The sequence below is a fragment of the Halorubrum sp. B53 genome (genome assembly GCF_059752395.1).
Genome location: NZ_MWTH01000003.1, coordinates 45,469 through 57,010, shown reverse-complemented (window position 1 = coordinate 57,010; position 11,542 = coordinate 45,469). Strand labels below are relative to the sequence as shown.

General features: G+C 68.0%; 10 protein-coding genes. 3 read left to right on the top strand and 7 right to left on the bottom strand.

Annotated elements, in window-relative coordinates; translation table 11 throughout:
- The 3 genes from B4V06_RS01625 to B4V06_RS01615 form a co-directional block, all read right to left on the bottom strand.
- Nucleotides 1–417: an Hsp20/alpha crystallin family protein gene (locus B4V06_RS01625; protein WP_123113229.1), complete on the bottom strand. Its 417-nt coding sequence runs from the start codon at nucleotides 415–417 to the stop codon at nucleotides 1–3.
- Between the two features lie 65 nt (nucleotides 418–482).
- Nucleotides 483–1,220, bottom strand: coding sequence for a DUF2391 domain-containing protein (locus tag B4V06_RS01620; RefSeq protein ID WP_123113230.1), 738 nt, complete (start codon nucleotides 1,218–1,220; stop codon nucleotides 483–485).
- Nucleotides 1,221–1,588: 368 nt separating this feature from the next.
- On the bottom strand, nucleotides 1,589–2,374 hold the full coding sequence (locus B4V06_RS01615; RefSeq protein ID WP_123113231.1) for an alpha/beta fold hydrolase: 786 nt from the start codon (nucleotides 2,372–2,374) through the stop codon (nucleotides 1,589–1,591).
- Nucleotides 2,375–2,564: 190 nt separating this feature from the next.
- Between B4V06_RS01615 and B4V06_RS01610 the strand changes: the two genes are divergently transcribed.
- Nucleotides 2,565–2,876 carry a DUF7127 family protein gene (locus B4V06_RS01610; RefSeq protein ID WP_123113232.1) on the top strand — a complete coding sequence of 104 codons (312 nt, stop codon included), beginning with the start codon at nucleotides 2,565–2,567 and terminating at the stop codon, nucleotides 2,874–2,876.
- The gene (locus B4V06_RS01605; protein WP_123113233.1) at nucleotides 2,873–5,140 is read left to right on the top strand and encodes a CDC48 family AAA ATPase; all 2,268 of its coding nucleotides are present in this window, start codon (nucleotides 2,873–2,875) and stop codon (nucleotides 5,138–5,140) included. The genes B4V06_RS01610 and B4V06_RS01605 overlap by 4 nt, the downstream gene beginning before the upstream one ends.
- Nucleotides 5,141–5,207: 67 nt before the next feature.
- On the opposite strand, the gene B4V06_RS01600 is transcribed toward B4V06_RS01605, so the two are convergent.
- The gene (locus B4V06_RS01600) at nucleotides 5,208–5,447 is read right to left on the bottom strand and encodes a DUF8029 family protein (RefSeq protein ID WP_123113234.1); all 240 of its coding nucleotides are present in this window, start codon (nucleotides 5,445–5,447) and stop codon (nucleotides 5,208–5,210) included.
- Nucleotides 5,448–5,875: 428 nt separating this feature from the next.
- Between B4V06_RS01600 and B4V06_RS01595 the strand changes: the two genes are divergently transcribed.
- Nucleotides 5,876–9,028, top strand: coding sequence for an adenosylcobalamin-dependent ribonucleoside-diphosphate reductase (locus tag B4V06_RS01595; RefSeq protein ID WP_123113235.1), 3,153 nt, complete (start codon nucleotides 5,876–5,878; stop codon nucleotides 9,026–9,028).
- Between the two features lie 645 nt (nucleotides 9,029–9,673).
- Here B4V06_RS01595 and B4V06_RS01590 read toward each other — a convergent pair.
- From B4V06_RS01590 to B4V06_RS01580, 3 genes are all read right to left on the bottom strand, one after another.
- The gene (locus B4V06_RS01590) at nucleotides 9,674–10,132 is read right to left on the bottom strand and encodes a hypothetical protein (protein WP_123113236.1); all 459 of its coding nucleotides are present in this window, start codon (nucleotides 10,130–10,132) and stop codon (nucleotides 9,674–9,676) included.
- A gap of 113 nt (nucleotides 10,133–10,245) precedes the next feature.
- On the bottom strand, nucleotides 10,246–10,401 hold the full coding sequence (locus B4V06_RS01585) for a hypothetical protein (RefSeq protein WP_176329388.1): 156 nt from the start codon (nucleotides 10,399–10,401) through the stop codon (nucleotides 10,246–10,248).
- 117 nt (nucleotides 10,402–10,518) lie between these two features.
- Nucleotides 10,519–11,493: an aldo/keto reductase gene (locus tag B4V06_RS01580; RefSeq protein WP_123113237.1), complete on the bottom strand. Its 975-nt coding sequence runs from the start codon at nucleotides 11,491–11,493 to the stop codon at nucleotides 10,519–10,521.
- Nucleotides 11,494–11,542: the final 49 nt, after the last annotated feature.

The window sequence follows — 11,542 nt, the reverse complement described above, 5'->3', positions numbered from 1 at the left end:
TCAGGCGTCGGTTTCGTCGGCGGAGCCGTCGGCGGCGCCCCCGTTGTCGGCATCGCCCTCGTCGGCGTCGTCGACCGGGATGGTCCGGGAGACGTCGCCGGTCCGCTTCGGGATCGTGACCTCGAGCACCCCGCGGTCGATCTCGGCGTCCGCCCCGCTCCCGTCGGCGTCGCCCGGGAGCGGGAGCTCCGCGTCGAGGAACAGGGGTCGGTCCTCGCTGACGTAGCGGAACCCCTCGGGAACGCTCTTGTCGCGGCGCCCCTCGATGACGATCCGACCGTCCTCGGCGAGGACCTCAGTCGTCTCCGCGGTCGCGCCGGGGAGGTCGACGACGAGGACGTACCCGTCGTCCGACTCGAGCAGATCCGCGAACACCGCGTCCGGGAGGTCCCGGAGCGCGTCACGTAACGCTGACATGTACACGAGTACGGTCGCCGCGGCGAAAAAGGTGTGGAAAGGGGGAGTCGACGACGGTCGGCGAGTCAGTCCCTGCGGTCGAAGTCCAAGTCGAGGTCGTTGATGTCCGCCCCCTGCGACTCGCCCGGGAGGATGTCGCCGAGGCTCGCACCGAACGCGCCCCCGGCCCAGACCACCGCCACGCGCGAGACGCGCTCGAGCGACGACGGGTCCCCCTCGTGGAGGCGTCCCCAGAGGAGCAGCATGAACACGGACGTGCAAAGCGAGACGAGAAGTATCCCCGCGTACCGGCGCGGGATGACCCCGAGGATCGGGTGACTGATCTCGATCTGCCGGAAGTCCGCGAAGTACAGCAGTCCGGCGGTCATGACCAGCACGAACCCCACGTGAGCGAGGAGGAAGACGGGAACGCCGCCCGGCCGCACCGCGGCGAACCACGCCGCGATCTCGAAGACGCCGCCCTCGACGAGCAGCGGGAGCGCGAAGAGCACCGCACCGACGAACGCCTCGGCCATGTCCCGGGAGGTGTACTTCGTGATCCGAGTCCTGAACGCCGAACTGCCGGGCATCCGCTCAACGAGCGAGATGGTCTGGCGCACCTTCTCGCGCTCGTGTCCCTCGTCGACGGTGTCGCTCAGGGCGTCGAGCTTCGCGAGCAGGTCGTTGATGTCGGGGTTCTCGGGACCGTGGGGGCCGTTCGCGGGAGTTCCTTCCCCGCCGTCGTCGACCCGGCTCGCCGCCCGGTCCGCGTCGGAAGGCGGACCCGATCCGACGGACCGTCGTCCCGAGTCGTCGCCGTCCATGGGCGATCGGTCGGCGTGGGCGTCGCAAAAGCGTATCGGCGGCGACATGACCGCGTTTCGATGGGCGGCGCGGTCGGGGTTCGGCGGGCAGCGCCACGACGGGACCGCCGAGGTCCCGTCGAAGCGGCGAATCGTTTATATATCGTTGGGTGGTAACACGTACCACGAGGTGAGTACCGACGACATCGAGGACCAGATATCCAGTCATCGACCGTCGAGCGGTACCGCGCGACTATAACTGTCCGATCCACTCGTTCCGGTGCGGGGCGTCCCCCCTCGACCCGAACTCCACGCCCCGCCACCGTCGACTCCGGGCGCGCCGATCGCGGATTCGACCCCCTGGTCAGCGGGCCCGGCCCTGCCGGTCGCTACCCTGATCCCTCCGAGCGGCACGCGAGGAACGTCGAGAGCACCGCGTTGAACGCCGCGGGGCGTTCGAGCATCGCGAGGTGCGCGGCGCCCTCGACCGTCGCGCGCTCGCAGTCGTCGATTTCGTCCGCGAGGTAGTCGTGGTACTCCGGCGGGGTGAGCGCGTCGTGCTCGCCGACGACCGCGAGCGACGGCGCCGCGACCTCGTCCAAGCGGTCGCGGACGTCGAACGCGTGGCAGGTCCGGAAGTCGCGCTCGGTGACGGCGCGGCCGCACTCCCGCATGCCGGCGCGCGAGAGCTCGACGTACTCCGCGGGCGGGTCGTGGAAGAGGCGGTCGGGCTGGTGGAGCAGGTCGATCGACCGGTCGAAGTCGGTCGCGAGCGCGTCCAACAGCGGCTCGGCGACCGCGAGCTTCGCGCCCGTGCCCGCGAGGACGAGTCCGTCGAGGTCCCGGTCGCGGTCCAAGGCGACCCGCAGTGCCACGGCGCCGCCGAGCGAGTTGCCACAGAGGACCGTCGCGCCGGTCTCCGCGGCCACCGCGACGACGTCGTCCGCGTAGGCGTCGAGCGTCGCGGGCCCGGCCGGCGTCTCCACGTCGTCGCTGTCGCCGTGTCCGGACAGGTCAAGCGCGACGGTCGGGAACCGATCGCTCAGGCGCGCCTGCGCCTTCCAGACGTCCTTGCTCCCGCCGCTCCCGTGGACGAAACACACCGTCGGGCCGTCGCCGCCGCGGTCGGAGACCCGGTACGCGGTGTCGCGGCCGTCGTGGGTGACCCGCTTCATACTCCTCCTCCCGGGCGGGAGTTTATAAACGTCCGGCGGCCTCGCCGGCCGCCGCGCCGGGAGGAGCAGCGACCGGATCCGGCCCTCGACGACCCCGAACCGCAACACCACCGATGCGCCCCGTGAAATCTCACGTCATGCGATTTTTAGCGATTAGTTTAAATACTCTCGCGCCTAACTTGTAGTTAGCATGAATCACCAACAGACCCGATCGACCGGCGACGGTCCGCTGCTCCGCCGGTTCGAGTACGAGGACGGGTGGATCGTCGCCGCCGATCTGGGCGCCGACGCCGCAAACGTGAGCGTCGACGCGGTCGGCGAGACGGCGATCGTCGTCGTCGAGGGCGACGGCGAGCCGGTCGAGTCGGAGTTCGAACTGCCGGGGCCGGCCGCGTCGACCGCGGTCGCGAACGGCGTGATCACGGTCGAAGGCGGCACGATTGAGGACGACACGGCCGAGGACGACGTGACTGAGGACGACACGACGGAGGGCGAGCGATGAAGCTCACCGTCAGACCCCTCAAGCAGAAGGACGCCGGGCGCCGCCTCGCGGCGATCGACCGCGTCGCGGCCGAGGAGCTCGGGCTCTCCGGCGGCGACATCGTCCGCGTCGAGGGCTCGGACGGGGCCGCGATCGCCCGCGTCTGGCCCGGCTACCCCGAGGACGACGGAAGCGGCGTCGTGCGCATCGACGGGCGGCTCCGCCAGGAGGCGGGCGTCGGGATCGACGACCGCGTGACCGTCGAATCGGTCGACGTCTCCCGCGCGGAGTCCGTCACGATCGCCTTCCCGAGCCAGCTCCGCGTGCGCGGGCAGATCGCCCCGTTCATCCGCGACAAGCTCTCCGGCCAGCCGGTGACCGAGGGCCAGACGATCCGCACGTCGATGGGCTTCGGCCTGATGGGCGGCCAGTCGCAGGCGGTGCCGATGAAGGTCGCCTCGACCACCCCGTCGGGGACGGTCGTCATCACCGACGACACCGAGATCGAGATCTCCGAGGTCCCCGCCGAGGAGCTCGCCGAGCGGAGCGGAAGCGGCGAGGGAGCCAGCGAGGGCCCGGACGTCGCCTACGAGGACATCGGCGGGCTCGACAGCGAGCTCGAGCAGGTCCGCGAGATGATCGAGCTGCCGATGCGGCACCCGGAGCTGTTCAAGCGGCTCGGCATCGACCCGCCGAAGGGCGTCCTGCTCCACGGTCCGCCGGGCACGGGGAAGACGCTGATCGCGAAGGCCGTCGCCAACGAGATCGACGCCAGCTTCCACAACATCTCCGGCCCGGAGATCATGTCGAAGTACTACGGCGAGAGCGAGGAGCAGCTCCGCGAGATCTTCGAGGAGGCCTCGGAGGAGGCGCCCTCGATCATCTTCATGGACGAGCTCGACTCGATCGCGCCTAAACGGGAGGAGGCCGGCGGCGACGTCGAACGGCGCGTCGTGGCCCAGCTGCTCTCGCTGATGGACGGGTTAGAGGAGCGCGGCGAGGTCGTCGTCATCGGGGCGACGAACCGCGTCGACGCCATCGACCCCGCGCTCCGGCGCGGCGGGCGCTTCGACCGCGAGATCGAGGTCGGCGTCCCCGACCGCGACGGCCGCAAGGAGATCCTGCAGGTCCACACGCGGAACATGCCGCTCGTTGACGGGATCGACTTAGACGAGTACGCGGAGAACACCCACGGCTTCGTCGGGGCCGACCTCGAGTCGCTCGCGAAGGAGTCCGCGATGCACGCGCTGCGCCGGATCCGGCCCGAGCTCGACTTGGAGAGCGACGAGATCGACGCCGACGTCCTGAACTCCATCCAGGTCACCGAGAGCGACTTCAAGGAGGCGATGAAGGGCATCGAACCTTCCGCGCTCCGCGAGGTGTTCGTCGAGGTCCCGGACGTCTCCTGGGACCAGGTCGGCGGTCTGGAGGGGACCAAAGAGCGGCTCCGCGAGACGATCCAGTGGCCGCTGGAGTACCCCGAGGTGTTCGAGGAGCTCGACATGCAGGCCGCCAAGGGCGTCCTGATGTACGGCCCGCCGGGCACGGGGAAGACCCTGCTCGCGAAGGCCGTCGCCAACGAGGCGGAGTCGAACTTCATCTCGATCAAGGGTCCGGAGCTGCTGAACAAGTACGTGGGCGAGTCCGAGAAGGGCGTCCGCGAGGTGTTCAGCAAGGCCCGCGAGAACGCGCCGACGATCGTGTTCTTCGACGAGATCGACTCGATCGCGACCGAGCGCGGCAAGAACTCCGGCGACTCCGGCGTCGGCGAACGCGTCGTCTCCCAGCTGCTGACGGAGCTCGACGGGCTCGAGTCGCTGGAGGACGTGGTCGTCATCGCGACGACGAACCGCCCGGACCTCATCGACTCGGCGCTGCTCCGGCCCGGCCGCCTGGACCGCCACGTGCACGTGCCCGTGCCGGACGAGGAGGCCCGGCGGAAGATCCTGGAGGTCCACACCCGGGACAAGCCGCTGGCCGACGACGTCGACCTCGACGCGCTCGCCCGGAAGACGGACGGGTACGTCGGGGCCGACCTCGAGGCGGTGGCCCGCGAGGCGTCGATGAACGCCTCCCGGGAGTTCATCGGCAGCGTCTCGCGCGAGGAGGTCGGCGAGTCCGTCGGCAACGTCCGCGTGACGATGCAGCACTTCGAGAACGCGCTCGACGAGGTGAACCCGAGCGTCACCCCCGAGACGCGGGAGCGCTACGAGGAGATCGAAAAGCAGTTCAAGCGGTCGGAGGTCGACCGCACCGACGCCGAGCCCGGCGCGGCGTTCCAGTAAGGCCCGGATCGGCGCGGCGTTCCGGTAAGGCCCGGACCGGGCGTCGGCGAACCGCCGGCGTCGTTTTTTATATAATCCCGATCGTCGACAGGAGGAAGAACGCGGCGACGAGGACGATTCCGATCGTGACCAGTCGCCACGCGAGCTTCAGCACGAACTTGCCGACGACGATAACGATCGCGACGGCGACCAAGGCGACGAGGAGCTGTCCCGCCTGACTGGCTAAGAGCCCCGCCTGAAGCGGGAGCGACGATACCCAGGCGGCGAGTGAAGCGGTCATGTCCGGGCCCACGAGCACGTCCGGCATAAGCTTGTGGGGAGGAGACGCAATCTGTCGGTTATTGAAATCTGATAGGTGTGTCGGCAAATACTGCGACGAAGGGACAGGAGCGTCACGGACCCGACCGCTGAGACCGCGGTAACACGGAGCACAACGCTAAAAATCGGGGGTGAGGAACCCCCCTTTTGTTCCGGTGGGAGGACCGATCTATCTGACGATTTGGCGCCGAAGAGATCAGTTTCACTCTGGTCTGGCTACGCTTATGTGTCCGGAACACGTGCAGTTTGAACGTAATCGAATCCGGCGTCAGACACGCGGACCGGGAATTACATACCGAATCGAACAGGTAGCCACCTATCCGGGCCGGGAGCGGAACACAAAAGGGCCTGCTGCGACAGTACGTAGACACCATATATGAGCCAGAACGCACGTCAACCGAGCGGGGTGGCCGTCGAATGAGCAGCGACGGCGTCGCCGCCGACGAACTCGAACTGCCGATCAAACGAACCACAGGCGACACGATGGAGGAGCGCCTCACCGCCAACGCCTACCACAACATCCTGCCCGCGCGGTACCTCCGGAAGAACGCGGACGGCGAGACGATCGAGAACCCCGAGGAGCTGTTCGACCGCGTCGCGCGCAACGTCGCGCTCGCGGAGGCGGTCTTCGAGGCCGAGAAGCAGGACGTCGAGGTCACGGTCACGCCCGACCAGCTGAAGCCCGACCACCCGCGGCGCGACGAGCTCGCCGAGGAGGTCTTCGGCGCGGGCACGACCGCCAAGGACGACGCGGAGGCGACGCTCACGGCGCACAACGTCAACAAGTTCGCGTACGACACCGTCGTCCCCGAGCTCCCCGAGAGCGTGCGCGAGCACGTCGAGGCGACCGCAGACCGGTTCCGCGACGGGATGGAGCGGCTCTCCTTCATGCCGAACTCGCCGACGCTGATGAACGCGGGCGACGAGCTCCAGCAGCTCTCCGCCTGCTTCGTCGACTCCCCGGACGACGACATCACCGACATCCACCAGACCGCCAAGGAGGCGGCCGAGGTGTTCCAGTCCGGCGGCGGCATGGGGTACGCGTTCTGGAAGCTCCGCCCCTACGGCGACTCGGTCGGCTCGACGGGCGGGATCGCCTCCGGGCCGATCACGTTCATGCGGACGTTCGACCAGATGTGCGAGACGATCGCGCAGGGCGGCGCGCGCCGCGGCGCCCAGATGGGCGTCATGCGCGTCTCGCACCCGGACGTCATCCAGTTCATCCACTCGAAGAACAAGGACGTCTCGCTGGCGCACTCGCTGCGCCTGAACGACCCCGACGACTTCACGCACAACTCCTTCGCGGACGCCTTAGAGGAGGCCCGCGACCTCATCGACGAGGACGGGCGGGTGCCCGAACACCTCCGCAACGCCGTGGAGGGCCACCTGTCGAACTTCAACATCAGCGTCGGCGTCACCGACGACTTCATGGAGGCGCTGTACAACGACGAGGAGTTCACCTTCACCAACCCGCGCACGGAGGAGCCGCACATCGCGACCCCCGAGACGAAGGAGATCTACGACATGTTCGGCCTCGGCGAGCACGTCGAGGTCGGCGAGGAGCTCTCGATCCCGGCCCAAGAGCTGTGGGACGACATGATCGAGGGCGCCCACGAGAACGGCGAACCGGGCGTCATCTACCTCGAACGCGTGAACAAGGAGCACTCCTTCGATACGAAGGAACACCCGGACCACCGGATCCTCGCGACGAACCCCTGCGGCGAGCAGCCGTTAGAGGAGTACGAGGCGTGTAACCTCGGTCATATCAACCTCTCGACGCTCGCGGCGCAGGACGCCCCGGACTGGCGCGTCTGGTCCGACGAGCACGCCGACGAGTACGCGTCGAAGGAGGCCGCCATGTCGGCCTTCCTCGAGGAGGCGATCGACTTCGAGGAGTTCGACGAGCGGATCGACTACGGCACCCGCTTCCTCGAGAACGTCGTGACGATGTCGGACTTCCCGGTCGACAAGATCGAGCAGAAGGTCCGCGACATGCGGAAGATCGGACTGGGGGTCATGGGGCTCGCCCAGCTGTACATCCAGCTCGGCATCCAGTACGGCACCGAGGAGGGCAACGAGGTCGCCCGCCAGCTGATGACCCACATCAACCACGCGTCGAAGCAGACCTCCCACGAGCTCGCGCAGGAGCGCGGGACGTTCAACGACTGGGAGGAGTCGAAGTACGCGAACCCCACCGAGTACCGCGACTGGTTCGAGCACTACACCGGCCTCGACGCGGACGAGTGGGCGGACGGCTTCCCGATCCGCAACCACAACACGACGACGATCGCGCCCACGGGCACGACGTCGATGATCGGGAACACCACCGGCGGCTGCGAGCCAATCTACAACGTCGCCTACTACAAGAACGTCTCCGACGACGTCCAGGGCGACGAGATGCTCGTCGAGTTCGACGACTACTTCCTGCGCACCTTAGAGGAGAACGACGTCGACGTCGACGCCGTCAAGCGGGAGGCCCAAGAGCAGATGGCGGAAAACGAGTTCGACGGCGTGGACGGCCTGGAGACGGTGCCGGACGCGATCGGCGAGCTGTTCGTCGTCACCGGCGACCTCTCGGGCAAGCAGCACGCGGCGGTCCAGTGCGCCTGCCAGGAGGGCGTCGACTCCGCCATCTCGAAGACGTGTAACTTCCCGAACGACGCCACGGCCGAGGAGATGGAGGAGGTGTACCGCTACATCTACGACCACGGCGGGAAGGGCGTCACCGTCTACCGCGACGGCACCCGCTCGAAGCAGGTGCTCACGACGCGCGCGAAGAACACGGAGTTCGCCGACGAGAGCGAGGCGGCCGAGACGATCGTCGAGCAGATCGGCGAGGTGTTCGGCGGCGTCGAGGCGTTCCTCGAGAACGAGGACGTGCAGGCGGCGATCGACACGGAGATCGCGGACCTGCTCGAGGCGAGCGAGCAGCCGCGCATCGACTACAGCGAGCGCAGCCCGCGCCCCGACTCCCTGAACGGCGTCACCCAGCGCATCGAGACCGGGTACGGCAAGGTGTACGTCACCATCAACGAGGACGAGAACGGCCGGCCGTTCGAGCTGTTCGCGAACATCGGCCACTCCGGCGGCTACACCAACTCCTTCACGGAGGCGCTCGCGAAGGTCATCTCGACGGCGCTCCGCTCGGGCGTGGACCCCGAGGAGATCGTCGACGAGCTGCAGGGCACCCGGAGTCCGAAGGTCGCCTGGGACAAAGGCGAGCAGATCCAGTCGATCCCGGACGCGATCGGCACCGCGCTCCGGCGCTACCTCGACGACGAGATCGACAAGGGGATCCCGCAACAGCAGAGCCTCGACGACGTCGAGCGCGACCTGGCGAACGAGACGGCGAGCCAGACCGACGGCGGCGCGGTCGACGCGGGCGCGGCGACGGACGCCCCGAGCGGCCCCGGCCCGGCGGCCGAGGACGACGCGGCCGGCGCCGACGACGCGATGCAGGAGCTCATCGCGGCGGGCGAGTCGCCCGAGTGTCCCGACTGCGGCGGGATGAACCTCTACTACTCCGAGGGCTGCAAGACGTGCGAGTCGTGCGGCTGGTCGGAGTGTTAGACGCGGCGAGCTGTCGGTAACGAGCTATCGGCGCCGCGGTTTTTTCAACCGGTACGGAGCCGGAGGTGAGAGATAGCGGGAGTACGTGTGTCAATTCGGTCGATCGGTTGTTTATGAGTAAGCGACGGTGTCGCTGTCGGTTATTTATATACCGTTGACGACGCTTCGGTGAAGGCCTCCAAAGGCCCCGCCGCTCGGCTGCACGTCGTCGCAGTCGCTGGTGCAGCGAACATCTCCAAAGCCCCAGCCGTGAGGCGGACGCACGCTCGCTGCGCGCTTCAGTCGCTCACTTTGTTCGCTCCTTGCAGTGCTTACGTCGCCTGCGTCCGCCTCACGGCTGCCCCTTTGAATCCCACCCCACACCGAAACCACACCTCACACCTCCCCAGACTCGCGGTTCGCGCTCTCCGAGCGCTCACCGCGTCCCTCGCGGACTCCTCGCGGTCGCCGCCGGCGACCGCTCGGAGGCGCGCCACCGCCCCATCAGTTGATAAACGAGCATCGCCGTCCTCACGAGTTTTTAAATACCACACCACTGCCGCCGATCCGTGGCACTCGCCCCGGCGATCGATCGACGGACGAGCGTATCACTTCTGTACGTCGACAAACGGAACAGAATCGCGACTGCAGAGAACTACCGCCGCGTTAGTCGTCTTCGAGCGCCTGCGCGATGCGCTGGAGCTGACGGGTCGCGTCGCGGACCTCGTCGCGGAGCTGGCGCACCTCGCGCACGAGCTCCTCGTTGCCGACCTGGTCGCCGCCCTCCTCGCCGCGGCCGCCGGGACCGCCCGGACCGCCGCCCATCCCGGGCGGGCCGCCGGCGCCGCCGGGACCGCCGCCGCCCATCATGCCGGACATCATCTGCGCGAACGGGTTGCCGCCGCCACCGCCGCCCATCCCGGGCGGGCCGCCGCCACCGCCCATCATCTCCTCCGGATCGGGCCGGTCGCCCTCCTCGCGCTCCTGCTCGCGTCGCTCGCGGATCTCCTCGACGCGCTCGCGGAAGGACTTCTCCTCGTCGTCGCCGCCCTCGGCGTCCCCGCCGTCGGCTCCGGCGGCGCTGTCGCCCTGTTCCTCGGCGTCGTTGGTCTCGTCGTCTGCCATGGACATCGGTTCGGTAGCCCGGCCGAAAAGGGTTGTTGCTCCGGCTCTCGACGGTGCGTTTATATCGGGGGAACCGGCTCGGTGTCCGCTGCGCGGCCGCCTCCTCCCGGCCCTCAGGCCCGGACCGGCCGGTGACAGTTCGGACACTCGGTCGTCTCCGCGTCGCGGCCGACCGCCGGCACGCGGTTCCCGCAGTTCGGACACCGCGTCCGGGTGCGTGCGTACTCGGTGCTCGACGGGACGGGAGATTGATCGACATCGTCGCTCATAGAATCATGGCAACTACTAGCACATTAATAACTTGCCACTATATGCCTAAAACGTCATGAAGGCAATTAAAACGAGTGAGATATCTCGTACTGATGATCGTTCGTACACCGATCTCGTTACTCGTGACCGGAGACCCGAACCGGCTCGTACGGCTCCTCGAGCCACTCCAGATCCGAGGCGGACAGATCGATGTCGAGGGCCTCGACGGCGTCTTCCAAGTGCTCGACGCTGGTCGTGCCGACGATGGGCGTGTCGACCCACTCCTTGTGGAACAGCCACGCCAGCGCGATCTGGGCCATCTTCACGCCCTTCTCCGCGGCCAGTTCCGCGACGCGCGCGTTGACCACCGGACCGCCGCCCTCGCGGTAGGGGTGCTCGTAGAGGTGCTCCTCGGTCTCCCCGCGCAGCGTGGCGTCGACCTCCTCGTGCGGCCGGGTGAGGTAGCCGCGCGCGAGCGGGCTCCACGGCATCACGCCGATCCCCTCCTTCTCGCAGAGGGGGAGCATCTCGCGCTCCTCCTCGCGGTAGGCGAGGTTGTAGTGGTTCTGCATCGTGGCGAACCGCTCGTACCCCTCGCGCTCGCTCGCGTGGAGCGCCTCCGCGAACTGGTGGGCCCACATCGAGGAGCCGCCGACGTACCGCACGTCGCCGCGGCGGACGGCGTCGTCGAGCGCGGCGAGCGTCTCCTCGATCGGCGTGTCGTCGTCCCAGCGATGGATCTGATAGAGGTCGATCGTGTCCATGCCGAGCCGGTCGAGGCTGTGTTGCAGCTCCTGTTCGATCGCCTTCCGCGAGAGCCCGCCCGAGTTCGGGTTCGACTCGTCCATCTGGAAGTAGCCCTTCGTGGCGACGACGGTCTCCTCGCGGTGGCCCTCCAGCGCCTCGCCGAGGACGCGCTCCGACTCGCCGTTCGAGTACATGTTGGCGGTGTCGAAGAAGGTCACCCCGAGTTCGAGGGCGCGCTCGACGATCTCCTTCCCGTCCTCCTCGTCGAGGACCCACTCGCGCCAGTCCGGGTCGCCGAAGCTCATGCAGCCGAGACAGATCTTCGACACCGTCATTCCGGTGTCGCCGAGGGTGGTGTACTCCATACGGCGACCAGACGGACGCAGAGTAAAAAGGTATCCGCGCCGGCCGGGA

Excerpts from the sequence above, each read along its gene's own strand:
- B4V06_RS01595 (WP_123113235.1), top strand. The coding sequence starts at position 5,876 with ATGAGCAGCGACGGCGTCGCCGCCGACGAACTCGAACTGCCGATCAAA.
- B4V06_RS01620 (WP_123113230.1), bottom strand. The coding sequence starts at position 1,220 with ATGGACGGCGACGACTCGGGACGACGGTCCGTCGGATCGGGTCCGCCT.
- B4V06_RS01590 (WP_123113236.1), bottom strand. The coding sequence starts at position 10,132 with ATGGCAGACGACGAGACCAACGACGCCGAGGAACAGGGCGACAGCGCC.
- B4V06_RS01580 (WP_123113237.1), bottom strand. The coding sequence starts at position 11,493 with ATGGAGTACACCACCCTCGGCGACACCGGAATGACGGTGTCGAAGATC.
- B4V06_RS01605 (WP_123113233.1), top strand. The coding sequence starts at position 2,873 with ATGAAGCTCACCGTCAGACCCCTCAAGCAGAAGGACGCCGGGCGCCGC.
- B4V06_RS01585 (WP_176329388.1), bottom strand. The coding sequence starts at position 10,401 with ATGAGCGACGATGTCGATCAATCTCCCGTCCCGTCGAGCACCGAGTAC.
- B4V06_RS01610 (WP_123113232.1), top strand. The coding sequence starts at position 2,565 with ATGAATCACCAACAGACCCGATCGACCGGCGACGGTCCGCTGCTCCGC.
- B4V06_RS01615 (WP_123113231.1), bottom strand. The coding sequence starts at position 2,374 with ATGAAGCGGGTCACCCACGACGGCCGCGACACCGCGTACCGGGTCTCC.
- B4V06_RS01625 (WP_123113229.1), bottom strand. The coding sequence starts at position 417 with ATGTCAGCGTTACGTGACGCGCTCCGGGACCTCCCGGACGCGGTGTTC.
- B4V06_RS01600 (WP_123113234.1), bottom strand. The coding sequence starts at position 5,447 with ATGCCGGACGTGCTCGTGGGCCCGGACATGACCGCTTCACTCGCCGCC.